The organism is Pseudomonas sp. SJZ131 (assembly GCF_007828705.1).
GTDB lineage: Bacteria > Pseudomonadota > Gammaproteobacteria > Pseudomonadales > Pseudomonadaceae > Aquipseudomonas > Aquipseudomonas prosekii.
Map to the genome: position 1 here is coordinate 526,828 of NZ_VIVC01000004.1, position 24,970 is coordinate 551,797.

The 24,970-nt window shown below is 59.1% G+C and carries 22 protein-coding genes and 2 tRNA genes; 17 read left to right on the forward strand and 7 right to left on the reverse strand.

Annotation, left to right across the window (positions count from 1 at the left end; translation table 11 throughout):
* Positions 1–105: 105 nt before the first annotated feature.
* Together FBY12_RS20250 and FBY12_RS20255 are read right to left on the reverse strand one after the other, a co-directional pair.
* Positions 106–192: transfer RNA gene (locus FBY12_RS20250), tRNA-Leu, on the reverse strand.
* A 165-nt stretch (positions 193–357) separates the two neighbouring features.
* Positions 358–444: transfer RNA gene (locus tag FBY12_RS20255), tRNA-Leu, on the reverse strand.
* A 226-nt stretch (positions 445–670) separates the two neighbouring features.
* Between FBY12_RS20255 and rnr the strand changes: the two genes are divergently transcribed.
* The 9 genes from rnr to FBY12_RS20300 all read left to right on the forward strand — a co-directional run bounded on the left by rnr (position 671) and on the right by FBY12_RS20300 (position 11,147).
* Positions 671–3,307: a ribonuclease R gene (gene rnr, locus FBY12_RS20260; RefSeq protein WP_145255309.1), complete on the forward strand. Its 2,637-nt coding sequence runs from the start codon at positions 671–673 to the stop codon at positions 3,305–3,307.
* On the forward strand, positions 3,304–4,065 hold the full coding sequence (gene rlmB, locus FBY12_RS20265) for a 23S rRNA (guanosine(2251)-2'-O)-methyltransferase RlmB (RefSeq protein WP_092274094.1): 762 nt from the start codon (positions 3,304–3,306) through the stop codon (positions 4,063–4,065). Before rnr ends, rlmB begins: the two co-directional genes overlap by 4 nt.
* Before the next feature lie 312 nt (positions 4,066–4,377).
* Complete coding sequence (rpsF, locus tag FBY12_RS20270) at positions 4,378–4,800, forward strand: 30S ribosomal protein S6 (protein ID WP_003217491.1); 423 nt, start codon at positions 4,378–4,380, stop codon at positions 4,798–4,800.
* A 28-nt stretch (positions 4,801–4,828) separates the two neighbouring features.
* On the forward strand, positions 4,829–5,059 hold the full coding sequence (rpsR, locus tag FBY12_RS20275; RefSeq protein WP_002551829.1) for a 30S ribosomal protein S18: 231 nt from the start codon (positions 4,829–4,831) through the stop codon (positions 5,057–5,059).
* A 36-nt stretch (positions 5,060–5,095) separates the two neighbouring features.
* Positions 5,096–5,989, forward strand: coding sequence for a hypothetical protein (locus FBY12_RS20280; protein ID WP_121732888.1), 894 nt, complete (start codon positions 5,096–5,098; stop codon positions 5,987–5,989).
* Positions 5,990–6,008: 19 nt separating this feature from the next.
* A complete protein-coding gene (gene rplI, locus FBY12_RS20285) occupies positions 6,009–6,455 on the forward strand; it encodes a 50S ribosomal protein L9 (RefSeq protein ID WP_054044100.1) in 447 nt (148 codons plus the stop codon).
* 126 nt (positions 6,456–6,581) lie between these two features.
* The gene (gene dnaB, locus FBY12_RS20290; RefSeq protein ID WP_092274083.1) at positions 6,582–7,976 is read left to right on the forward strand and encodes a replicative DNA helicase; all 1,395 of its coding nucleotides are present in this window, start codon (positions 6,582–6,584) and stop codon (positions 7,974–7,976) included.
* Between the two features lie 193 nt (positions 7,977–8,169).
* A complete protein-coding gene (locus FBY12_RS20295; RefSeq protein ID WP_121732936.1) occupies positions 8,170–10,473 on the forward strand; it encodes a YgiQ family radical SAM protein in 2,304 nt (767 codons plus the stop codon).
* 296 nt (positions 10,474–10,769) lie between these two features.
* Positions 10,770–11,147, forward strand: coding sequence for an NUDIX domain-containing protein (locus FBY12_RS20300; protein WP_145255313.1), 378 nt, complete (start codon positions 10,770–10,772; stop codon positions 11,145–11,147).
* A gap of 73 nt (positions 11,148–11,220) precedes the next feature.
* Here FBY12_RS20300 and FBY12_RS20305 read toward each other — a convergent pair whose 3' ends face one another.
* Both FBY12_RS20305 and FBY12_RS20310 read right to left on the reverse strand, forming a co-directional pair.
* Positions 11,221–11,412, reverse strand: coding sequence for a hypothetical protein (locus FBY12_RS20305; protein WP_092274076.1), 192 nt, complete (start codon positions 11,410–11,412; stop codon positions 11,221–11,223).
* Between the two features lie 68 nt (positions 11,413–11,480).
* Complete coding sequence (locus FBY12_RS20310; RefSeq protein ID WP_145255316.1) at positions 11,481–12,068, reverse strand: TIGR00730 family Rossman fold protein; 588 nt, start codon at positions 12,066–12,068, stop codon at positions 11,481–11,483.
* Positions 12,069–12,411: 343 nt separating this feature from the next.
* Here FBY12_RS20310 and azu point away from each other — a divergent pair, with 343 nt between their 5' ends.
* Entirely contained in the window at positions 12,412–12,858 is a 447-nt protein-coding gene (gene azu, locus FBY12_RS20315) for an azurin (RefSeq protein ID WP_145255319.1), read from the forward strand.
* Between the two features lie 198 nt (positions 12,859–13,056).
* On the opposite strand, the gene nadE is transcribed toward azu, so the two are convergent.
* From nadE to FBY12_RS20330, 3 genes are all read right to left on the reverse strand, one after another.
* Positions 13,057–13,884, reverse strand: coding sequence for an ammonia-dependent NAD(+) synthetase (nadE, locus tag FBY12_RS20320; RefSeq protein ID WP_145255322.1), 828 nt, complete (start codon positions 13,882–13,884; stop codon positions 13,057–13,059).
* Positions 13,885–13,888: 4 nt separating this feature from the next.
* Entirely contained in the window at positions 13,889–15,124 is a 1,236-nt protein-coding gene (gene pncB / locus FBY12_RS20325) for a nicotinate phosphoribosyltransferase (protein ID WP_101208199.1), read from the reverse strand.
* 187 nt (positions 15,125–15,311) lie between these two features.
* Entirely contained in the window at positions 15,312–16,223 is a 912-nt protein-coding gene (locus FBY12_RS20330) for a LysR family transcriptional regulator (RefSeq protein WP_145255325.1), read from the reverse strand.
* 185 nt (positions 16,224–16,408) lie between these two features.
* Between FBY12_RS20330 and FBY12_RS20335 the strand changes: the two genes are divergently transcribed.
* The 7 genes from FBY12_RS20335 (at position 16,409) to FBY12_RS20365 (ending at position 24,850) form a co-directional block, all read left to right on the forward strand.
* Positions 16,409–17,899, forward strand: a complete 1,491-nt coding sequence (locus FBY12_RS20335; RefSeq protein ID WP_145255327.1) for an aldehyde dehydrogenase family protein — start codon at positions 16,409–16,411, stop codon at positions 17,897–17,899.
* A gap of 141 nt (positions 17,900–18,040) precedes the next feature.
* The gene (locus tag FBY12_RS20340; RefSeq protein ID WP_101208197.1) at positions 18,041–19,324 is read left to right on the forward strand and encodes an FAD-binding oxidoreductase; all 1,284 of its coding nucleotides are present in this window, start codon (positions 18,041–18,043) and stop codon (positions 19,322–19,324) included.
* Positions 19,325–19,689: 365 nt separating this feature from the next.
* Positions 19,690–20,823 (forward strand): branched-chain amino acid ABC transporter substrate-binding protein, encoded by a 1,134-nt coding sequence (locus FBY12_RS20345; RefSeq protein ID WP_092274048.1) that lies wholly within the window; start codon positions 19,690–19,692, stop codon positions 20,821–20,823.
* 240 nt (positions 20,824–21,063) lie between these two features.
* On the forward strand, positions 21,064–21,978 hold the full coding sequence (locus tag FBY12_RS20350) for a branched-chain amino acid ABC transporter permease LivH (protein ID WP_121732896.1): 915 nt from the start codon (positions 21,064–21,066) through the stop codon (positions 21,976–21,978).
* A gap of 3 nt (positions 21,979–21,981) precedes the next feature.
* On the forward strand, positions 21,982–23,265 hold the full coding sequence (gene livM, locus FBY12_RS20355; RefSeq protein WP_092274042.1) for a high-affinity branched-chain amino acid ABC transporter permease LivM: 1,284 nt from the start codon (positions 21,982–21,984) through the stop codon (positions 23,263–23,265).
* A complete protein-coding gene (locus FBY12_RS20360; protein ID WP_092274039.1) occupies positions 23,262–24,137 on the forward strand; it encodes an ABC transporter ATP-binding protein in 876 nt (291 codons plus the stop codon). Before livM ends, FBY12_RS20360 begins: the two co-directional genes overlap by 4 nt.
* On the forward strand, positions 24,134–24,850 hold the full coding sequence (locus tag FBY12_RS20365) for an ABC transporter ATP-binding protein (protein WP_145255330.1): 717 nt from the start codon (positions 24,134–24,136) through the stop codon (positions 24,848–24,850). Before FBY12_RS20360 ends, FBY12_RS20365 begins: the two co-directional genes overlap by 4 nt.
* Positions 24,851–24,970 lie beyond the last annotated feature (120 nt).

A 24,970-nucleotide genomic window follows, 5' to 3' on the forward strand; every position in this document is an offset into this window, starting at 1 on the left:
TGCTCCCACAGAACGCGGCGCTAAAGATTTTTTTGGAGGCCAGAAACGCAAAAACCCGCTTTCGCGGGTTTTTGGTAAATTCCAGATCGACTCTGAAATTTGAATTGGTGCCCAGAAGAAGACTCGAACTTCCACGACCTTGCGGTCACCAGCACCTGAAGCTGGCGTGTCTACCAATTTCACCATCTGGGCAGTATCAACAACGTCGCCGCTGTTGATGTGGCGCACTATACTGAGCGCCTTTTAATCTGTAAACCCCTGATTTGGTTTTAATAATTCAGAAGTCCAGAATGCAAAAACCCGCTTTCGCGGGTTTTTGTGTGAGCCTTGAAATTGATCTAATCTCAAGCTCGAAATTGGTGCCCAGAAGAAGACTCGAACTTCCACGACCTTGCGGTCACCAGCACCTGAAGCTGGCGTGTCTACCAATTTCACCATCTGGGCAGTATCGGCAACGCTAGTGCGTCGTCGATGGCGCGCACTATACGGAGCGTGATTTTAACTGTAAACCCCTGGCATCAAAAAAATCCGGAAAATGTTACCAGCGGCATTTTTTTAAACTTTGCGGTGTCGATAAAGAGCTTTAGATGGCATGTCTGAGCCTGAAATTTCCCGTTTCATTGCGCCTATGCCAAACTAACCCGCATATAGACAAGGTGAAAACTCTCTAATGGCCGATTGGCAGTCCCTCGATCCCGAGGCCGCTCGTGAAGCGGAAAAATATGATAACCCTATTCCTAGCCGCGAACTGATCCTTCAGCACCTTGCTGATCGAGGTTCGCCTGCTAACCGCGAGCAGCTGGTGGAAGAGTTTGGTCTGACCACAGATGACCAGATCGAAGCCCTGCGTCGCCGCCTGCGCGCCATGGAGCGCGACGCTCAACTCATCTATACCCGTCGCGGCACTTATGCGCCGGTGGACAAGCTCGACTTGATCCTCGGCCGCATCAGCGGTCACCGTGACGGTTTCGGCTTCCTCGTCCCGGACGACGGCAGTGACGACCTGTTCATGAGCCCGGCGCAAATGCGTCTGGTGTTCGACGGCGACCGAGCCCTGGCCCGTGTCTCCGGCCTGGACCGTCGCGGTCGCCGCGAAGGCATGATCGTCGAAGTGGTTTCGCGTGCTCACGAAACCATCGTCGGCCGTTACTTCGAAGAGGGCGGCATCGGTTTTGTCGTCGCGGATAACCCGAAGATCCAGCAAGAAGTGCTAGTCACGCCGGGCCGCAACGCCAACGCCAATATCGGTCAGTTCGTTGAGGTGAAGATCACTCACTGGCCGACCCCGCGCTTCCAGCCGCAAGGCGATGTGGTTGAAGTTGTTGGTAACTACATGGCGCCGGGCATGGAAATCGACGTCGCCCTGCGCGCCTACGATATCCCGCACGTCTGGCCTGAAGCGGTGTTGAAAGAAGCCGCCAAGCTCAAGCCTGAAGTCGAAGAGAAAGACAAAGAGAAGCGCATCGACCTGCGCCATCTGCCGTTCGTCACCATCGATGGTGAAGACGCGCGCGACTTCGATGACGCGGTTTACTGCGAAGCCAAACCGGGCAAGCTGCGTCTGTTCTCCGGCGGCTGGAAGTTGTACGTGGCGATTGCCGACGTTTCCAGCTACGTGAAAATCGGTTCGGCGCTGGACAACGAATCCCAGGTTCGCGGCAACTCGGTGTACTTCCCCGAGCGCGTGATTCCAATGCTGCCGGAGCAACTGTCCAACGGCCTGTGCTCGCTGAATCCACATGTCGATCGCCTGGCCATGGTTTGCGAGATGACCATCTCCAAGTCCGGCGAGATGACCGACTACTGCTTCTACGAAGCGGTGATTCACTCCCACGCTCGCCTGACTTACAACAAAGTCAGCGCAATGCTGGAAACGCCGAAACTCACCGAAGCGCGTCAACTGCGCGGCGAGTACAACGACGTTCTGCCGCACCTCAAGCAGCTTTATGCGCTCTACAAAGTGCTGTTGGCTGCCCGTCACGTGCGTGGCGCGATCGATTTCGAAACGCAGGAAACCCGAATCATCTTCGGTACCGAGCGCAAGATTGCCGAAATCCGTCCGACCGTTCGTAACGATGCGCACAAACTGATCGAGGAATGCATGCTGGCGGCCAACGTGGCCACTGCCGAATTCCTCAAGAAGCACGAAATTCCTGCGCTGTATCGCGTTCACAACGGTCCGCCACCGGAGCGTCTGGAAAAACTGCGAGCCTTCCTCGGTGAGCTCGGCCTGTCCCTGCACAAAGGCAAGGACGGCCCGTCGCCGAAGGATTACCAGGCATTGCTGGCGAGCATCAAGGACCGTCCGGATTTCCATCTGATCCAGACCGTCATGCTGCGTTCGTTGAGCCAAGCGGTGTACAGCGCTGATAACCAGGGCCACTTCGGCCTGAACTACGAAGCGTATACCCACTTCACCTCGCCGATCCGCCGCTACCCGGATTTGCTCACGCATCGGGCGATTCGTAGCGTTATCCATTCCAAGCAAGACACCCCGCACGTTCGCCGTGCTGGCGCGATGACCATTCCGAAAGCGCGGATTTATCCGTACGACGAAGCGGCCCTCGAGCAACTCGGCGAGCAGTGCTCGATGAGCGAGCGCCGTGCCGACGAAGCGACCCGCGACGTGGTGAACTGGCTCAAGTGTGAGTTCATGAAAGACCGCGTGGGCGAATCGTTCCCGGGCGTGATCACCGCCGTGACCGGTTTTGGTCTGTTCGTCGAGCTGACCGACATCTACGTCGAAGGCCTGGTGCACGTCACCGCGCTGCCGGGCGATTACTACCACTTCGATCCAGTGCACCACCGCCTCGCCGGTGAACGTACTGGCCGCAGTTTCCGCTTGGGCGACACCGTTGAAGTGCGCGTGATGCGCGTTGACCTCGACGAACGCAAGATCGACTTCGAGATGGCTGAAAAAACCATCAGCGCACCGATCGGTCGCAAGAAACGTGGCACCGAAAGCTCTGCGCCAGCGGCCAAAACTGCAGCCAAGGCTGAGCCGGCACCGGCCAAATCCGGTCGTCGTCCAGCCAAGGAAAAAGCGCCCGAGGCCTATCGCCCGAGCGATGCGGCGGCAAAAAATGCCGAGCTGCGCAAAAGCCGTGAATTGAAACAGGCGCTCTTGTCTGAAGCGAAAAGCGGCGGTAAAGCGGCGTCTGGGGGAAAGACCGGACGGTCGGCGCCTGAAAAGGATGCCGGCGGCAAGCCAGCCAAACCGAGCAAACACCGTAAAGGCCCGCCAAAAGCGGGTTCGGCTCCAGCCGCGAAAAGCGGCGGGGCGCGTAAACCTAAGGCCAAGTCATGAGTCAGTTGGAAAAAATCTACGGCGTGCATGCGGTAGAAGCGTTGCTGCGTCACCACCCGAAACGCGTCAAGCAGATCTGGCTGGCTGAAGGTCGCAGCGATCCGCGCGTACAGACGCTGATCCAGTTGGCCGCTGAAAATCGCGTGGCGGTCGGCAATGCCGAGCGTCGCGAGCTGGACGCCTGGGTTGATGGCGTGCACCAGGGCGTGGTTGCGGACGTGAGTCCGAGCCAGGTCTGGGGCGAGGCGATGCTCGACGAGTTGCTGGATCGCTCCGAAGGTTCGCCGTTGTTGCTGGTGCTCGACGGCGTCACCGATCCGCACAACCTCGGCGCTTGCCTGCGTTCGGCCGATGCGGCCGGTGCGCTGGCGGTGATCGTGCCGAAGGACAAGTCAGCCACGCTGACCCCGACGGTGCGTAAAGTGGCGTGCGGCGCGGCGGAAGTGATTCCGTTGGTCGCAGTGACCAACCTGGCGCGCACGCTGGAAAAGCTCAAGCAGCGCGGCTTGTGGGTTGTCGGCACGGCGGGCGAAGCTGAGCAAAGCCTTTATCAGCAAGACATGACCGGCCCGACCATCCTGATCATGGGCGCCGAAGGCAGCGGCATGCGTCGTCTGACGCGTGATCTGTGCGACTACCTCGTGCACTTGCCGATGACCGGCAGCGTCAGCAGCCTGAACGTTTCCGTGGCCACGGGCGTCTGCCTGTTCGAAGCGCAGCGCCAGCGTAGCGTCAAGGCTGCCTCGAAAAAGTCCTGACACACTGCTTTCTGTGGGAGCAAAGCTTGCTCGCGATAACGGAGCAACATTCAGCATCAATGTTGAATGTTGCGCCCTCATCACGAGCAAGCTCGCTCCCGCAGTAGTTTGTGGCGAGGCAAAAATTGGTGAGCGAACCAACTGTTCAAATAATCACCAATTGCCTTGCACCTCTCCTGTCCCTTCTCTACAATTGCGCCCCTTGCTGTGACGGCAGGCACGCATGTGTCTATCGCAAGCAAGTCCATAAGTGTCATTCACTCCTTGTCTGACCGTTTTTGAACGGCAGGCTACAACCCGTAAGGAGCATTCATGCGTCATTACGAAATCATCTTTTTGGTCCACCCGGATCAAAGCGAGCAAGTCGGCGGCATGGTAGAGCGTTACACCAAGCTGATCGAAGAAGACGGCGGCAAAATCCACCGTCTGGAAGATTGGGGTCGTCGTCAACTGGCCTACGCAATCAACAATGTTCACAAGGCTCACTACGTGATGCTGAACGTTGAATGCACTGGCAAGGCCTTGGCCGAGCTGGAAGACAACTTCCGCTACAACGATGCAGTGATCCGTAACCTGGTCATCCGTCGCGAAGAAGCCGTTACCGGCCAATCCGAGATGCTCAAGGCTGAAGAAAACCGCAGTGAGCGCCGTGAGCGTCGCGACCGTCCTGAGCACGAAGGCGCCGAAAGCGCTGATAGTGATGACAGCGACAACAGCGATAACGCTGACGAGTAATCCACGGACCTTTTGAGGAGCCTATTACATGGCACGTTTCTTCCGTCGTCGTAAATTCTGCCGCTTCACCGCTGAAGACGTGAAAGAGATCGATTACAAAGATCTCAACACTCTGAAAGCCTATGTATCCGAGACCGGCAAAATCGTTCCAAGCCGTATCACCGGTACCAAAGCACGTTATCAGCGTCAGCTGGCCACCGCTATCAAGCGCGCCCGCTTCCTGGCCCTGCTGGCCTACACCGACAGCCACGGCCGCTGAGACCGGGCAGTCGACACGTAGCAAAGGATTGAATGCATGCGCGCCATAGCTGAGTTCATCATGCGAGGCCGCGTGCAGGCCACTCTGGTAGTGGCTGGATGTGCGGCATTGCCGTTGTTGTATTGGTTGGGTGCTGCCGCAGGTTGCCTTGTGCTCCTGCGGCGCGGATTGAAGGACGCCATTGGCGTACTTGCTCTGGGACTGCTGCCGGCCTTGGTCTGGTGGTTTTACTCCGATGACCCACGGGCCCTTCTGGTGCTGCTGGGGTCTTGGAGCCTTGCGTTGGTTTTGCGCGCAAGCGAGTCCTGGAACCGCGTGCTGCTGGTCAGCATAGCGATGGGAGTGGTGTTTGCAGTGGTGCTGGGGACAGCTTTTGCTCCCCAAATCGAGATGCTGGCGCAGGCCTTGATAAAGGTCATGCCGTCGCTACTCGGTGATGTCTACCAGAAGTTGTCGGTAGATGAGCAAGCGCGTTTCGCGTCCCTGATTGCACCGGTCCTGACCGGCCTTATTGCGGCTTTGTTGCAGATCGTCAGTGTGCTGAGCCTGCTTGTCGGGCGCTACTGGCAGGCGTTGTTGTACAACCCGGGTGGTTTTGGTCGCGAGTTTCGCGCCATCCGCTTCCCGCTGGGGCTGGCGATGTTACTGCTGGCGTTCATGCTGCTGGGGCCGAACTTCGGTTCCCAGTTGGCGATGTTGACGCCGTTGTGCAGTGTACCGCTGGTGTTCGCCGGGCTATCCCTGATTCACGGGCTGGTCGCGCAAAAGCGTCTGGCCGGGTTCTGGCTGGTGGGGTTGTACGTAACGCTGTTGCTGTTCATGCAGCTGATCTATCCGTTGCTGGTGGTCTTGGCCATCGTCGACAGCCTGATTGATTTTCGCGGTCGTCTGGCGCCGAAAGACGCCGATAACGCGAACGGTGAAGGTTAAAAGTTAAGAGGATTTTCACATGCAACTGATCCTTCTGGAAAAAGTCACCAACCTGGGCAACCTGGGTGACAAAGTGAACGTTAAGGCTGGTTACGGTCGTAACTACCTGCTGCCTTACGGCAAAGCTACCGCTGCGACCGCTGCCAACGTGGCTGCGTTCGAAGAGCGTCGCGCTGAGCTGGAAAAAGCCGCAGCAGACCGCAAGACTTCGGCTGAAAACCGCGCCGCCCAACTGGCTGAGCTGGAAGTGACTATCACTGCCACCGCCGGTGACGAAGGCAAGCTGTTCGGTTCGATCGGTACTCACGACATCGCTGATGCACTGACCGCCTCTGGCGTTGAAGTGGCAAAAAGCGAAGTTCGTCTGCCGAACGGCACTATCCGCAACGTAGGCGAATTCGACGTAGCCGTGCACCTGCACGCCGAAGTTGAAGCCACCGTACGCGTTGTCGTGGTAGCAGCTTAAGCAGCACTTGATCGGCTGGCGGCTTGTCCGTCAGACGGTTAACATCGGGCACGATCCTGTTTACAGGTCGTGCCCTTTGTCTTTCTGCAGTTCCTGATTCTCCTAATTCTTATTCAACAAGTGGCCATGAACGATATATCCGCTCCTGAGCAATACGATCTGCAAACCGCTGCCCTGAAGGTGCCGCCGCATTCCATCGAGGCCGAACAGGCTGTGCTCGGTGGTTTGATGCTGGACAACAACGCCTGGGAACGCGTGCTCGATCAGGTCTCGGACGGTGATTTCTATCGACATGACCACCGCTTGATCTTCCGCGCCATCGCCAAACTGGCGGATCTGAACTCGCCAATCGACGTCGTGACCCTCGCCGAGCAATTGGACAAGGAAGGTCAAACTTCGCAGGTCGGTGGCCTCGGTTACCTTGGCGAGCTGGCGAAAAACACGCCGTCCGTCGCCAACATCAAGGCCTATGCGCAGATCGTCCGCGCTCGGGCGACGTTGCGCCAACTGATCGGCATTGCTTCGGAAATCGCCGACAGCGCGTTCAACCCGGAAGGGCGCACCGCTGAAGAGATTCTCGACGAAGCCGAACGGCAGATCTTCCAGATCGCCGAGGCCCGGCCAAAAACCGGCGGCCCGGTGAGCGTGAATGACCTGCTGACCAAGGCCATCGACCGCATCGACACCTTGTTCAACACCGACAACGCGATCACTGGCCTGTCCACCGGTTATACCGACCTCGACGGCATGACCAGCGGGTTGCAGCCGTCCGACTTGATCATCGTCGCCGGCCGTCCTTCCATGGGTAAAACCACTTTTGCGATGAACCTGGTGGAAAACGCCGTGTTGCGCAGCGACAAGTGCGTGCTGGTTTACTCGCTGGAGATGCCAGGCGAATCGCTGATCATGCGTATGTTGTCGTCGCTCGGGCGCATCGACCAGACCAAGGTCCGCGCCGGTCGCCTCGACGACGACGATTGGCCGCGCCTGACGTCGGCGGTCAATTTGCTCAACGACCGCAAGCTGTTCATCGACGATACGGCGGGTATCAGTCCTTCGGAGATGCGCGCGCGGACTCGACGTCTGGTGCGCGAGCACGGCGATGTCGCGCTGATCATGATCGACTACCTGCAATTGATGCAGATTCCTGGTTCCGGCGGTGACAACCGGACCAACGAGATTTCTGAAATCTCGCGTTCCTTGAAGGCCCTGGCCAAGGAATTCAACTGCCCGGTGGTGGCGCTGTCGCAGCTCAACCGCTCCCTGGAGCAACGCCCGAACAAACGCCCGATCAACTCCGACCTCCGGGAATCCGGAGCGATCGAGCAGGATGCTGACGTCATCATGTTCGTTTACCGGGACGAGGTTTATCACCCGGAAACCGAGCATAAAGGCATCGCCGAAATCATCATCGGTAAACAGCGTAACGGCCCGATCGGCACGTCGCGGCTGGCGTTTATCGGCAAGTACACGCGCTTCGAAAACCTCGCGCCGGGCAGCTATAACTTCGACGACGAATAATTCTGTCGGCGACTGTCCCGGCCCCATCGCGAGCAGGCTCACTCCTACCTTGGAATTCATTCCCCTGTGGGAGTGAGCCTGCTCGCGATGGCGTCACTGATATTTCCGACCATTACCGTCGGAATTGGTTATTTTTTGTGCTATATTCCGCGCCCGCGAAATTCAATGAAAACCAACACCGGTTATCGACATGATGCAAGCAGCCAAGCCGTTATTTGACTATCCCAAGTACTGGGCCGAATGTTTCGGGCCAGCGCCATTCCTGCCCATGAGCAGGGAGGAGATGGATCAGCTTGGCTGGGATTCCTGCGACATCATCATCGTCACCGGCGATGCGTACGTTGACCATCCGTCGTTCGGCATGGCGATCATCGGCCGGCTGCTGGAGTCGCAAGGCTTCCGCGTCGGGATCATTGCCCAGCCGGACTGGCAGTCCAAAGACGACTTCATGAAGCTCGGCGAGCCAAACCTGTTCTTCGGTGTCGCGGCCGGCAACATGGACTCGATGATCAACCGTTACACCGCCGACAAGAAAATCCGTTCCGACGACGCCTATACCCCCGGTGGCATGGCGGGCAAACGCCCGGACCGCGCGAGCCTGGTCTACAGCCAGCGCTGCAAGGAAGCCTACAAAAACGTGCCGATCGTGCTCGGTGGCATCGAAGCGTCCCTGCGCCGCATCGCCCACTACGATTACTGGCAGGACCGGGTGCGCAACTCGATCCTGATCGACGCCTGCGCCGACATTCTGCTGTACGGCAACGCCGAGCGAGCGATCGTCGAAGTGGCTCAGCGCTTGTCCTACGGGCACAAGATCGAAGACATCACCGACGTGCGCGGCACCGCGTTCATCCGTCGCGACACGCCGAAAGACTGGTACGAAGTCGATTCCACGCGCATCGATCGTCCGGGCAAGGTCGACAAGATCATCAACCCGTACGTGAATACCCAAGACACCCAGGCCTGCGCCATCGAGCAGGAAAAGGGTCCGGTTGAAGACCCGAGCGAAGCCAAAGTCGTGCAGATCCTGGCCAGCCCGAAAATGACCCGCGACAAAACCGTGATTCGTCTGCCGTCGGTGGAAAAAGTCCGTGGCGACGCGGTGCTGTATGCCCACGCCAACCGCGTGCTTCACCTCGAAACCAACCCGGGCAACGCCCGTGCGCTGGTGCAGAAGCATGGCGAGGTCGACGTCTGGTTCAACCCGCCGCCGATTCCGATGACCACTGACGAAATGGACTACGTGTTCGGCATGCCTTACGCACGGGTTCCGCACCCGGCGTACGGCAAGGAAAAGATTCCGGCCTACGACATGATCCGTTTCTCGGTGAACATCATGCGTGGCTGCTTCGGCGGCTGCACCTTCTGCTCGATCACCGAGCACGAAGGCCGGATCATCCAGAACCGTTCCGAAGAGTCGATCATTCGCGAAATCGAAGAGATCCGCGACAAGGTTCCAGGCTTCACCGGGGTCATTTCCGACCTCGGCGGCCCGACCGCGAACATGTACCGCATTGCCTGCAAGAGCCCGGAAATCGAATCCGCGTGCCGCAAGCCATCGTGCGTGTTCCCCGGCATCTGCCCGAACTTGAACACCGACCACTCGTCGTTGATTCAGCTGTACCGCAGCGCTCGCGCCCTGCCGGGTGTGAAGAAGATTTTGATTGCTTCCGGCCTGCGTTATGACCTCGCGGTCGAGTCGCCGGAATACGTCAAAGAGCTGGTAACCCATCACGTCGGTGGTTACCTGAAGATCGCCCCGGAACACACCGAGGAAGGTCCGCTCAACCAGATGATGAAGCCGGGCATTGGCAGCTATGACAAGTTCAAGCGCATGTTCGAGAAGTACACCAAGGAAGCCGGGAAAGAGCAGTACCTGATTCCGTACTTCATCGCCGCTCACCCGGGCACCACCGACGAAGACATGATGAACCTGGCCCTGTGGCTCAAGGGCAATGGCTTCCGCGCCGATCAGGTGCAGGCGTTCTACCCGTCGCCAATGGCCACGGCCACCGCGATGTACCACTCGGGCAAGAACCCGCTGCGCAAGGTCACTTACAAGAGTGACGCCGTGACCATCGTCAAGAGCGAAGAGCAGCGTCGTCTGCACAAGGCGTTCTTGCGTTATCACGACCCGAAAGGCTGGCCGATGCTGCGTGAAGCGCTGACCCGCATGGGCCGCGCCGACCTGATCGGGCCGGGCAAGGCGCAGTTGATTCCGTTGCATCAACCGGCTACCGACAGCTACCAGAGCGCCCGTCGCAAGAATTCGACCCCGGCCGGCAGCCACAAAGTGGCGGGGGAGAAGACTACCAAGATTCTCACCCAGCACACCGGTCTGCCACCGCGCGCCAGCGATGGCGGCAACCCGTGGGACAAACGTGAACAAGCCAAGGCTGCGGCGTTTGCCCGCAACCAGCAGGCCGCCAAGGATCGCAAGGACGCGGCCAAAGGCAAAGGTCCCAAGCCTGCGCGCAAACCGGTCGTGCCCCGCTAAACGCTGAGCGCTGATCACAAAACGCCAGCCTTCGGGTTGGCGTTTTGCATTGTGCGGTGGGTTGATCCGCGCCACAGCGGCGGCGAGCGCTCTACGCTGGCCAACTTGCGCGGCAAACGCTGAATCGGCCTCAGCGCGGCCTCAGCCCCGTCTGCCGCCGACAGAAACATTCCCCGCTCATGTAGTCCAATTCCCCATCACCTGCACCGCCCGCTGTAGGAGCGAGGCTTGCCCGCGAAAGCGATCTATCATCCAAACCACCCTTGGCCGTAAATCCCAATCGAAAAGGAAACCCCATGTTCCCGGTTTCAATCAAAGGCGTCCTGCAGTCACCCGAAGGCCTCATCGTCCTGATACTCAACGAACGTGACGAATGGGAACTGCCCGGCGGGCGCATCGAACTGGGCGAAAGCGCACCGGATTGCCTGGCACGTGAAATCGCCGAAGAGCTGAACGTCGAGGTGGGTGTGGGCGAGCCGCTGGATTCATATCTGTTCGAGGTGATCCCCGGCAAACACGTGTTTATCTCGACCTACCGCTGCCAGTTGGTGGGCGGATTTGTGCCGAAGATCAGTCATGAACACAAGGAGATCGGGCTGTTCGATCCGGCGCAATTGCCGGCCAACCTGCCCAAGGGTTATCGCGATTCGATAAACAAAGCGTTGGGCCTGTGAGGGTCAGCAGCAACGCTGCTGACCCTGGACACAGATCCGGTGAGCCTGATCAGATCATCGGGCTCGGAGGGTCTCAGGCGTCGGGCGCCTGATCTTTCGGTGCATCAACAGCGTCTTCTGCGGCCACTTCACCTTCTGCATCCGGGTTCAGTGCTGCTGCTTCTTCTTCAGCTGTAGCTTTCTTGCGCTGAAGCTTTTCCTCTTTCTTCTGCTCCTTGGCCAAGTCTCTCTGACGTTTGGCGAAGGAATAATTAGGTTTAGCCATGGGCGATCCTCTGGGGTCGAAGGTGAGGTTGAGCGGCGCATATTCTGCCCTGTATCGGGGCCGAGCCGTTAGCTGGGTTTTTGCTCGACCCACTTTGGCACCACTGTCGGCTGCCAGGCATCCAGCGCGTCGAGCAGAATCTGCGGCGATTCGCTCACTTGCAGCATGTCACGGTGTGGTTCGCGAACGAAGCCTTCGCCGACGATATGATCAAGAAAAGCGGTCAATTGGCCGTAGAAACCGTTTACTTCGAGCAAACCGAGCGGTTTGCCGTGGTAACCGAGTTGCCCCCAGGTCCACACTTCGAACAGCTCTTCGAGCGTGCCGAGGCCGCCGGGCAGCGCGATAAACGCGTCGCTGAGTTCGGCCATTCGCGCCTTGCGCGCATGCATTCCGTCCACCACTTCCAGGCGCGTCAGGCCGCTGTGACCGATTTCCTTGTCCTTGAGGCTTTGCGGGATGATCCCGATCACCTCGCCGCCGGCCGCCAATGCCGCATCGGCGACAATCCCCATCAGCCCGACGGCGCCGCCGCCATAGACCAGGGTCAACTTGCGCTCGGCCAATGCGCGCCCGAGGGCGATCGCCGCTTCACGATAAGCCGGGTTGGTGCCGGTGCTGGCACCGCAGAATACACAAACGGACGCTATAGACATGCCTTACTCCATGCTCGGGATCGGCACAGAGTAAAGGCACTGGCGCGTCGCTCCAAGGCTTAAACCTCGCGTTGAATCGTCTCGTAGGTGCCACTGGCGCCGCAGGCATAAGCGGCGAGCAAACTGCATAACAGACCGTTGAATAACATGACAGGCGCTCTGTATAGGTGATGACGACCTGAGGATAGGGCCGCAGCAGAGACCTGGCTGTTAGATTGTGTCGATGAGTGTCATAGCCGCAAAGTTGTATACAATTTTTGACTCAAGTCATAGGAACTTGCGAAGATTTCAGGCAGTCTTCTGTCCATTCCCGATTTCGTTAACCCTGCCTTGGAGATTCACCATGTTTGCCAAACTCGTTGCGGTATCCCTGTTGACGCTGGCCAGCAGCCAACTGATGGCTGCCGAATGCAAGACCACCATCGACTCCACTGACCAGATGACCTTCAACACCAAGGCCATTGAAATCGACAAGAGCTGCAAAACCTTTACCGTTGAACTGACCCACTCCGGCAACTTGCCGAAGAACGTCATGGGCCATAACTTCGTGTTGAGCAAAGAAGCCGACATGCAGCCGATCGCCACTGACGGCTTGGGTGCCGGCATCGACAAGAACTATCTGAAAGAAGGTGATGCGCGCGTCATCGCGCACACCAAGGTTATCGGCGCCAAGGAAACTGACTCGGTAACCTTCGATGTGTCGAAACTCGACGCGGCGGAAAAATACGGTTTCTTCTGCTCGTTCCCAGGCCACATCTCGATGATGAAAGGCACGGTTACCCTGAAGTAATCGAATCGCGCACATAAAAAAGCGTCCACGTGGGACGCTTTTTTTGTGCCTGGCGGTTGACCGCGTCATCGTTCTTCGCGGGCAAGCCTCGCTCCCACATTGGTCCTGTGGACGACACAAAACCCTGTGGGAGCGAGCTTGCTCGCGATGGCGTCGGCACCTACACCGGCACTTATACCGGAACTTGCACCGCCGCAATCACGGCGCGAACGGCATAACCCGTTTGTGATGCGTCTTCCTGTACGTAGCGCAAATAATCTCGAACGCCTCTTGCCGCACCGGCTTGCCGTGCAGAAACGCATCGATCTCGGCATACGTCACGCCATGCGACGCCTCGTCCGGTTTACCCGGCGACAGGTCTTCAAGGTCAGCCGTCGGTACTTTTTCCACCAGCGATTCCGGCGCGCCGAAGCTGCGGGCAATCGCGCGGACCTGATTTTTCACCAGACCGCTCAACGGCGCCAAGTCGCAGGCGCCATCACCGAACTTGGTGAAGAAACCCATCACCGCTTCCGCCGCGTGGTCGGTGCCGATCACCAGGCCCTGAGCGGCGCCGGCGATGGTGTATTGCGCGACCATGCGCATCCGCGCCTTGGTGTTGCCCAACACGAAATCCACCGACACCGCATGCTGGCCTTCGAACGCGGCGACTTCGGCCGCGAGGGCTTTGACCGCCGGGCCGATGTTCACCGTGTGGCGCTCGTCGGGGGCGATGAAATCCACTGCAGCCTGGGCGTCGTTCTCGTCGAATTGCGTTTCGTACGGCAGGCGCACGGCGATGAACTTGTAGTTGTCGTCGCCGCTACTGACGCGCAATTCGCGCATTGCGCGTTGGGCCAACAGCGCCGCCGTCAGCGAATCAACGCCGCCGCTGATGCCCAGCACCAGCGACTTGAGCCCGGAATTGACCAGGCAATCCTGGATAAACGTAATGCGTCGGGCGACTTCCGCCTCGAGCGCCGCTTGATCGGCGAACGGCGGCTGAACCTTGAGCTGCTCAGCAATCTCACGCTGTACGGCTTGCATGAATTCACTCCTTGCTGGGGATACCAGATGGGCTGGAAATGGAGGCAGGTACTTTAAACACGTGTCGCAAATAGGCGACGAAATTCGGGTCTTTGCAGTGCGTCTTGCCCGGCTCATCGGAAATCTTCGCCACCGGCTGGCCGTTGCAGGCGGTCATTTTAAGCACGATGCTCATCGGTTCAACCCCCGGAATATCGCAGGTCAGGTTGGTGCCAATACCGAAACTGACATTGATCCGACCCCGCAACGCACGGAATATTTCCAGCGACTTGGGTAGCGACAGGCTGTCCGAGAACACCAGCGTCTTGCTCATCGGGTCGATGCCGAGCTTGTGATAGTGCGCGATCGATTTCTCGGCCCACAGCACCGGGTCCCCGGAATCATGGCGCAAGCCGTCGAAAAGCTTGGCGAAATACAGGTCGAAATCGCCAAGGAAAGCATCGGTGGTGATGCAGTCCGTCAGGGCGATACCCAACAACCCGCGATATTCACGAACCCAGCAATCCAGCGCAGCAATCTGACTGTCGATCAACCGTGGGCCGAGTTGCTGATGCGCCATGATCCACTCGTGGGCCATTGTGCCCAACGGTTTCATGTCGAGTTCGCGGGAAAGATGCACGTTGCTGGTGCCGACGAAGCGGCCGGGGAAATCGTGTTTAAGCACGTTCACCACTTCTTCCTGCACGCGGTAAGAAAACCGACGTCGAGTGCCGAAATCGGCTACCTGCAATTCGGACAATTCGTCGCTGCTGGCGTTGGCGGTCAACCAGTCGAACTTGCGATAAAGCTGCTCGCGCGCCTGCTCCAGAATGATTTCCCGATAGCGATAGCGGTTCCGTACTTCGCTGACAATCGCCAGCATCGGCACTTCGAACAGAATCACGTGCAGCCACGGCCCGCGCAGACGGATAAACAACTCGCCGTTCTCGATGCCGGTGTAGACGTAGCGCAGGTTGAAGCGAAACAAGCCAAGAAAACGCAGGAAATCCGGCTTCATGAAGCTGATGCGTTCGAGGAAACTCAACTGGTCGGCGCTCAGGCTCAACTCGGCCAATCGCTCGAACTGATAACGAATCTCCGCCAGATACGGGCGCAAATCCTCGCTGTTGCGGCAACGAAACTCCCATTCGACTTCGACGTTAGGGTAGTTGTGCAGCACCGCCTGCATCATCGTCAGTTTGTAGAAGTCGGTGTCGAGCAGGTTCTGCACGATGCGATCGCCAAACACGCTCTCGCTCATAAGGAATTCTCCACGCTGGCCGCGGCCCGTGCTCGCGACGTTTCAGCTGTTTCAATGAATGGGGGCTAGTGGCGCATATCAGTGGTGGGGATTGCCAGCGATTTTTTAGACAGCACTGATTCCGGTGGGGGGGCGAGCTTGTGTGGCGAGGGGGCTTGCCCCCTCGCCACAGGTATCGGATGTGGGCTCAACGTTGCGGCATATCCGGACTATCAATCTGCTCCAGCATCCATTTCACGAAGTCCCGGACCTTGGGCACTTCGGCTGAATGTTCGGGGTACGCCAGGTAATACGCGTCGCTGCTGGGCATTGCGTGTTTCCACGGGATCACCAGTTTGCCGTCGGCGAGTTCCTCTTCCACCAGAAACCGCGGCAGCAGCGCGACGCCGCAGCCGACTTGGGCGGCGCGGATGCACATATAGAAGGTTTCGAAGCGCGGGCCGTGGTAGCTGTGTTCGGTGTGGTAGCCCTGAGTGTCGAACCAGTCGTGCCAGGCTTGCGGCCGCGAGGCGTTTTGCAGCAGGACCAGGTCGGTGAGTTGCGTCGGGTCGGTAAACGGCGTGTCCGGCAGGCTGCCGGGGGCGCAGACCGGCACCAGTTCTTCGCTGAACAGCTTCAGGCATTCGGTGCCGGGCCGCGAGCCTTGGCCGAAGTAGAACGCCAGATCGCTGCGACCCTGGAGCAAATCGTCGGCCTCTTGCTCGCTGCACAGATCCAGATGAATCGACGGATGACGCAGGCGCCAGCCTTTCAGGCGTGGGACCAGCCACCGTGCGCCGAAGGTTGGTGGCGTCGAGACACGCAGGACTTCAGTGTCGCCGCCGTAGGAACGCAGGTAATGCGTGGACATCTCCACTTGCGTGAGGATTTTTCGTACCTCGACCAGGTACAAATCGCCGGCCGGGGTCATTTGCAGGCGTCGGCGCACGCGGCGGAACAGCAGGTGCTGGAGCAGTTCTTCGAGTTGCGCGACCTGTTTGCTGACGGCGCTTTGGGTCAGGTTCAGCTCTTCGGCGGCGCGGGTGAAGCTCAGATGCCGGGTCACGGCCTCGAAACACTGCAGCGCGGTGATCGACGGCAAGTAGCGTTTATTCAGCATGGCTGGTCCTTTTTCTTGTTGCTCTATGCTTTTCTGTTACCGACTGAGGCGAAGCATGAATAAACGGAATGATATCTCGCTTAATGGTCGTTTGTTGGCTCGTCTCGACGGCGCTACAACTACAGGCCTGATCAGTCGTGAATGTGCGGCTGCACGATTTCCGTTTTTCGCTTGAGGAGTGACCCATGGTTGCCGCATTGCTTGATCGTCTTGGTGTGAACCCGGCCCTGTACCAGAACGGCAAAGTGCCGGTGCATTCGCCGATCGATGGCAGCCAGATCGCTGCTGTGAACTGGGAGGGCGCCGCCGAAGTCGAGCAGCACATCAGTCGTGCAGATCATGCGTTCGAGTTGTGGCGCAACGTTCCGGCGCCACGCCGTGGCGAACTGGTGCGGCAACTCGGCGACATCCTGCGTGAATACAAAGCCGATCTCGGTGAGCTGGTGTCCTGGGAGGCGGGCAAGATCACTCAGGAAGGTTTGGGTGAAGTGCAGGAAATGATCGACATCTGCGACTTCGCCGTCGGCCTGTCCCGCCAGTTGTACGGTTTGACCATTGCGTCCGAGCGCCCGGGCCACCACATGCGCGAAACCTGGCACCCGCTGGGCATCGTCGGGGTGATCAGCGCGTTCAACTTCCCGGTTGCGGTTTGGGCCTGGAACACCACGCTGGCGCTGGTCTGCGGCAACCCGGTGATCTGGAAACCGTCGGAAAAAACCCCGCTGACCGCATTGGCCTGCCAGGCACTGTTCGATCGTGTGCTGAAAAACTTCAGCGATGCGCCACCGCACCTGAGCCAGGTTGTGATCGGTGGCCGCGATGCCGGCGAAGCACTGGTCGACGACCCGCGTGTCGCGCTGATCAGCGCCACCGGCAGCACGCGCATGGGCCGCGAAGTGGCGCCGAAAATCGCCGCGCGTTTTGCCCGCAGCATTCTCGAACTCGGTGGCAACAACGCGATGATCCTCGGCCCAAGCGCCGACCTCGACATGGCCGTGCGCGCGATCCTGTTCAGCGCTGTCGGCACTGCCGGCCAGCGTTGCACCACCTTGCGTCGCCTGATCGCCCACGAATCGGTGAAGGAAGAAATCGTCACTCGCCTGAAAGCCGCCTATTCCAAAGTGCGCATCGGCAACCCGCTGGAAGGCAATCTGATCGGCCCGCTGATCGACAAAAACAGTTTCGAAAACATGCAGGAAGCACTGGAGCAGGCCTTGAGCGAAGGCGGCCGGGTGTTTGGCGGCGAGCGTCAGTTGCAGGATCAATTCCCCAATGCCTACTACGTGTCGCCGGCGATTGTTGAAATGCCGGAGCAGAGCGACGTGGTCTGCAACGAAACCTTCGCGCCGATTCTCTACGTGGTCGGCTACCGTGATTTCGCCGAAGCGTTGCGCCTGAACAACGCGGTGCCGCAAGGCTTGTCGTCGTGCATCTTCACCACTGATGTGCGCGAAGCCGAACAATTCATGTCCGACGTCGGCAGCGACTGCGGCATCGCCAACGTCAACATCGGCCCGAGCGGCGCGGAAATCGGTGGCGCATTCGGCGGCGAGAAAGAAACCGGCGGCGGTCGCGAGTCGGGTTCGGATGCATGGCGCGGGTACATGCGCCGCCAGACCAACACCGTGAACTACTCGCTGGAATTGCCATTGGCGCAGGGGATTACGTTCGACTGATCGGCCCCTTCGCGGGCAAGCCTCGCTCCTACAGGTTGTCGACGTTCCGTGATCGTGGGAACGACACTCAACTGTAGGAGCGAGGCTTGCCCGCGAAGCTTTTGCTTTGTTGTTTGTTAGGTTTCTGACTGGAGTCTGGCAATGCCGTTACGCGAAGAGTGTCTGTGGGAAAAACTGACGCCGCAAAGGCCTGACAACGCGGCGCTGAAGGGCGAAGTAACGGTTGATGTCTGCGTCATCGGCGCCGGATTTACCGGGTTGTCGGCGGCGGTGCATTTGCGCGAGGCGGGCAAGAGCGTTTGCGTGCTCGAAGCGCATCGCGCCGGGCAGGGCGGTTCCGGGCGCAACGTCGGGCTGGTCAATGCCGGGATGTGGATTCCCCCGGACGAGATCGAAGCCGGTTTTGGCGAAGCGGTCGGCAGCCAACTCAACCGCATGCTCGGCGCCGCGCCAGCGCTGGTGTTCAGCCTGGTCGACAAATATAAAATCGATTGCCAGTTGCGCCGCGAAGGCACGCTGCACATGGCGCACAACGCCCGTGGCGAAGCCGATTTGCGCAGTCGTGAACAACAATGGAAACGCCGCGGCGCGCCGGTCGAGTTGTTGACCGGGCAAGCCTGCGAACAAGCGACCGGAACCCGGAAAATCGCCGCCGCGCTGCTCGATCGGCGTGCCGGCACGATCAACCCGATGGCCTACACCACCGGGCTGGCCAACGCCGCGAAAAACCTCGGCGCGCAGATGTTCGATCATTCGCCGGTCACTCGCCTCGAACGCCAGGGCCAACGCTGGTCAGTGCAAACTGCGCAAGGCTCGGTGCTCGCCGATCAAGTGGTGATCGCCTCCAACGCCTACACCGAAGGCGACTGGACCGAACTGCGGCGCAATTTCTTCCCCGGTTATTACTACCAAGTGGCCTCGGTGCCGCTGACCGAAGATGCTGCGCAACAGATTCTGCCCGGCGGCCAAGGCTCCTGGGACACGCGCCAAGTGCTCAGCAGCATTCGCCGCGACAAGGACGGGCGGCTGCTGCTCGGCAGTCTCGGCAATGGCAATCAGAAACCGGCGTGGTTCCTCAAGGCCTGGGCCGATCGCGTCCAGCAGCACTATTTCCCTTACCTCAAACCGGTTGAATGGGAATGCACCTGGACCGGTTGCATCGCGTTTACTCCGGATCACCTGATGCGCCTGTTCGAACCGGCGCCGGGACTGGTGGCCGTCACTGGTTACAACGGGCGCGGCGTGACTACCGGGACGGTGGTCGGCAAGGCGTTTGCCGATTATTTGTGTAACGGAAATCCTCAGGCACTGCCGATTCCCTTCGCGCCGATGCAGCCATTGGCCGGTGTCGGCCTGCGCAGCTGTTTATACGAGGCGGGTTTTTCCCTGTATCACGCAGGCCAGTGCCTGCGGATCGTTATCTGACTTGTTGAAATTTGTTGCTGGGAGCGGCGCTTTTTCGCGCAGCGACTAGCCTGTAAAAGGTGCGGGTTGTAGCAGTTGCGCACCAGCAGTGTGCACTTCGGTGACGCACATTGTTACAGGGGGGTTGCACGTCGTTTGGCGCCGCGGTTGCAATGATGGCGCGTGCGGGTTGCGCCTTTTGAAAAATCTGGTTTCACCTTCCGCGGTTTAGACGGTTGCACGCCCAATGAAAATGGGAACGAAACAGTCGAAATAACAAGAAAGCAGCGACTTTTTGAAGAATAAAAAACCGATGGCACGGCCCTTGCTCTGAGCATTCAGAGAAGTCGCAGTGCCAACTAAAAAAAACCTTGGAGCACCACCTCATGTCCCAGACGTTTTACAAAAAAGGCTTTCTGGCCCTCGCAGTGGCAGCTGCGTTGGGTGTTTCTGCGTTTGCACAGGCTGACGTAAAAATCGGTGTGGCGGGTCCAATGACGGGCGCCAACGCGGCATTTGGCGAGCAGTACATGAAGGGTGCACAGGCAGCAGCCGATGCGGTCAACGCAGCGGGCGGCGTCAACGGGGAAAAAATCGTTCTGGTGAAGGGCGATGACGCCTGCGAGCCGAAACAGGCTGTAACGGTCGCCAAGGACCTGAGCAACCAGAAAGTCGCGGGCGTGGTCGGTCACTTCTGCTCCTCGTCGACCATCCCGGCCTCCGAGATCTACGACGAAGCGGGCATCATCGCTATCACCCCAGGCTCGACCAACCCAGCCGTCACCGAGCGCGGCTTGAGCGCAATGTTCCGTATGTGCGGGCGTGACGACCAGCAAGGCATCGTTGCCGGCGACTACATCGTCGACGTGCTCAAGGGCAAAAAAGTGGTGGTGCTGCACGACAAGGACACCTACGGCCAAGGCCTCGCGGACGCAACCAAGGCGCAACTGGCCAAGCGCGGCGTAACGCCTGTGCTGTATGAAGGCCTGACCCGTGGCGAGAAAGACTTCAGCACCATCGTCACCAAGATCCGCGGCGCTGGCGCCGATGTCGTGTACTTCGGTGGTCTGCACCCGGAAGCCGGCCCTCTGGTCCGTCAACTGCGTGAGCAAGGCCTGAAAGACGTCAAGTTCATGTCCGACGACGGCATCGTCACCGACGAACTGGTGACCACCGCTGGCGGCCCGCAATTCGTCGATGGCGTGCTGATGACTTTCGGTGCCGACCCGCGCCTGCTGCCGGACAGCAAGACCGTGGTGGACGAGTTCCGCAAGGCCGGCACCGAGCCTGAAGGCTACACCCTGTACGCCTACGCCTCGGTTCAGACCCTGGCTGCCGCGTTCAACGGCGCCAAATCCAACAGCGGCGAGAAAGCGGCTGAATGGCTGAAGAAAAACCCGGTGAAAACCGTGATGGGCGAGAAGACCTGGGACGCCAAGGGCGACCTGAAAGTCTCCGACTACGTGGTTTACCAGTGGGACAAGGACGGCAAATACCACCAGCTGGAAAAACAGAAGTAAGGGCTGACTCGATCAGCTGAATCCATTGGCTCTTGGCAGGAGTGAGCCTGCTCGCGATGACGGACTGACAGACGACGACTCTGTTGAATGTTCAACCGCTATCGCGAGCAGGCTCGCTCCTGAAGGGGGCGGTGGTGTGCAGCCTGATCCTGACTGACATTGCTCCCACGTATATCTGTATTTTCCTTAGAAGAACCGCACACCCCCGGTGTGCAGGTTCTCACTGCGTGAGATTGCGTTATGGATGGTATTTTCCTGCAGCAACTGGTCAACGGCCTGACCCTCGGGTCGGTCTACGGCCTGATCGCCATCGGCTACACAATGGTCTACGGCATCATCGGCATGATCAACTTCGCCCACGGCGAGGTTTACATGATCTCCGCTTACCTCGCGGCGATCAGTCTGGCTCTGCTGGCTTACTTCGGTATTGAATCCTTCCCGCTGCTGATGCTCGGCACCCTGATTTTCACCATCATCGTCACGGCGGTGTATGGCTGGGTCATCGAGCGTGTCGCCTACAAACCGCTGCGCAACTCGACCCGACTGGCTCCGCTGATCAGCGCCATCGGTATTTCGCTGATCCTGCAAAACTATGCCCAGATCGCTCAGGGCGCCAAGCAACAAGGGGTGCCAACCCTGCTGACCGGGGCGTGGCGCGTCGAAGTCGGCTCAGGTTTCGTGCAACTGACTTACACCAAAATCTTCATTCTGGTCGCAGCGTTTGCCGGGATGGCCCTGCTGACCTACATCATCAAGTACACCAAGCTTGGCCGCATGTGCCGCGCGACCCAGCAAGATCGCAAAATGGCCTCGATTCTGGGGATCAACACCGATCGGGTGATTTCCTATGTGTTCATCATTGGTGCAGCGATGGCGGCCCTGGCCGGCGTGCTGATCACCATGAACTACGGCACATTCGACTTCTACGCCGGCTTCATCATCGGGATCAAGGCGTTCACCGCAGCGGTACTCGGCGGCATCGGCTCGTTGCCCGGCGCCATGCTCGGCGGGATCATTCTGGGGATTTCCGAGTCGCTGTTCTCCGGTCTGGTGAACTCGGACTACAAAGACGTTTTCAGCTTCTCGCTGCTCGTTCTCGTTCTGGTCTTTCGGCCTCAAGGCCTGCTCGGCCGTCCTCTTGTGTCGAAGGTGTAAGCGATGTCTTCAACCACTCAAAAAAGCATTGATGTCAAAAAAAGCCTGGTTGACGCGATTCTTGCCGGCCTTGTTGCCCTGATTGTGTTCGGCCCGATTGTCGGCGTGGTCCTCGACGGCTACGGCTTCAACCTGGAAACCACGCGCGTGGCGTGGATTGTCGCCATCGTCATGGCTGGTCGGTTTGCCCTGAGCCTGTTCCTGCAAACGTCAAAAGGCCTGCGCATTCTCGAAGGCTTTGAAAGCACTGGCTCCGGGGTTCATGTACTGCCGCCCGATTACAAAACCCGACTGCGCTGGATCATTCCGATCCTGATCGTCGTCGCCGTGGTGTTCCCGTTTTTCTCCAACTCCTACCTGCTGGGCGTGGTCATTCTCGGTTTGATCTACGTGTTGCTGGGCTTGGGCCTGAACATCGTGGTCGGTCTGGCCGGGCTGCTCGATCTGGGTTACGTGGCGTTCTACGCGATTGGCGCTTACGGTCTGGCACTCGGTTATCAATACCTCGGCTTGGGCTTCTGGACCGTGCTGCCACTGGCGGCGATCACTGCGGGCCTGGCCGGTTGTATCCTCGGGTTTCCGGTGTTGCGACTGCACGGTGACTACCTGGCCATCGTGACGTTGGGTTTCGGTGAAATCATCCGTCTGGTGCTCAACAACTGGCTGTCGCTGACCGGCGGCCCGAATGGCATGGCGGCACCGTTGCCGACATTCTTCGGCCTCGAATTCGGCAAACGTGCGAAGGAGGGCGGCGTCCCGTTCCATGAGTTCTTCGGCATCGCCTACAACCCGGACGTGAAGTATTACTTCATTTACGCGGTGTTGTTCCTGGTGGTTCTGGCCGTGCTGTACATCAAGCATCGGTTGGTCAAAATGCCGGTCGGCCGCGCCTGGGAAGCGCTGCGTGAAGACGAAATCGCCTGCCGCTCGATGGGCCTGAACCACGTGCTGGTGAAGCTCTCGGCGTTCACCATCGGCGCTTCGACGGCGGGTCTGGCCGGGGTGTTCTTTGCGACTTACCAAGGCTTCGTCAACCCGACCTCGTTCACCTTCTTCGAATCGGCACTGATCCTCGCCATCGTCGTTCTCGGCGGTATGGGCTCGACCATCGGCGTGGTGATCGCAGCGTTCGTGCTGACCGTTGCCCCGGAACTGCTGCGCGGCTTTGCCGAATATCGAGTGTTGCTGTTCGGCATCCTGATGGTGTTGATGATGATCTGGCGCCCGCGTGGCTTGATCCGGATCAGTCGTACCGGTGTGACACCGCGTAAAGGAGTAGCGCCATGAGCGAAGTCGTACTCTCGGTCGAGAAACTGATGATGCACTTCGGCGGCATCAAGGCATTGAGCGATGTCAGCCTGAAAGTCCACCGCAACTCGATCTTCGCCCTGATCGGCCCCAACGGCGCCGGCAAAACCACGGTGTTCAACTGCCTGACCGGTTTCTACAAGGCCTCGGGCGGCAAGATCGAACTCAACGTGCGTGGCCAGCAAACCAACGTCATCCAGTTGCTCGGTGAATCGTTCAAAGCGGTGGATTTCGTTTCGCCGAAATCTTTTCTCAGTCGCATGTACTACAAGATGTTCGGCGGCACCCACCTGGTGAACCGCGCAGGCCTGGCGCGCACGTTCCAGAACATTCGCCTGTTCAAGGAAATGTCGGTGCTGGAAAACCTGCTGGTGGCGCAGCACATGTGGGTCAACCGCAACATGCTCGCCGGCATCCTCAACACCAAGGGCTATCGCAAGGCTGAAAGCGATGCGCTGGACCACGCCTTCTATTGGCTGGAAGTGGTGGACCTGGTGGACTGCGCCAACCGTCTGGCTGGCGAATTGTCCTACGGTCAGCAACGTCGTCTGGAAATCGCCCGGGCCATGTGCACGCGGCCGCAGATCATCTGCCTCGACGAACCGGCAGCGGGCCTCAACCCGCAGGAAACCGAAGCGCTGAGCGCGATGATCCGGTTGTTGCGCGACGAGCACGACCTGACCGTGGTGCTGATCGAACACGACATGGGCATGGTCATGAGCATTTCCGACCACATCGTGGTACTCGACCACGGTATCGTCATTGCCGAGGGCGGCCCCGAGGCGATTCGCAATGACCCGAAAGTGATCGCGGCCTACCTGGGCGCGGATGAAGAGGAAGTGGTGCTATGAGCCAACCCATCCTCGAACTGAAGGATCTGGATGTGTTTTACGGGCCGATCCAGGCCCTGAAAAAAGTCTCGCTGCAAATCAACGAAGGTGAAACCGTCAGCCTGATCGGCTCCAACGGCGCCGGCAAGTCGACCCTGCTGATGTCGATCTTCGGCCAGCCACGGGCGGCGAGCGGGCAAATCATCTACCAAGGCGTGGACATCACCCACAAGTCGTCGCACTACATCGCCTCGCACGGCATCGCGCAATCGCCGGAAGGGCGGCGGGTGTTCCCCGACATGACCGTCGAGGAAAACCTGCTGATGGGCACCATTCCCATCGGCGACAAGTACGCCAAGGAAGACATGCAACGGATGTTCGAGCTGTTTCCACGGCTCGAAGAGCGGCGCACCCAGAGGGCCATGACCATGTCCGGCGGCGAACAGCAAATGCTCGCCATCGCGCGTGCGCTGATGAGCCGACCGAAGTTGTTGTTGCTGGATGAACCGAGCCTGGGCCTGGCGCCGATTGTGGTGAAACAGATTTTCGCGACGTTGCGCGAACTGGCGAAAACCGGGATGACGATCTTCCTGGTCGAGCAGAACGCCAACCACGCGCTGAAGCTGTCGGACCGCGCGTACGTGATGGTCAACGGCGAGATTCGTCTCACCGGCACCGGCAAGGAATTGCTGGTCAACGAAGAGGTGCGCAACGCTTACCTCGGCGGACACTGACGGTACGCTGCTGAGACAGAAAAGCCCCGACGAGCAATCGCCGGGGCTTTTTTACGCCTTCAATACACTGAAAATCCCCCGTAGGAGTGAGCCTGCTCGCGATGGCGTCTTACCAGTCGA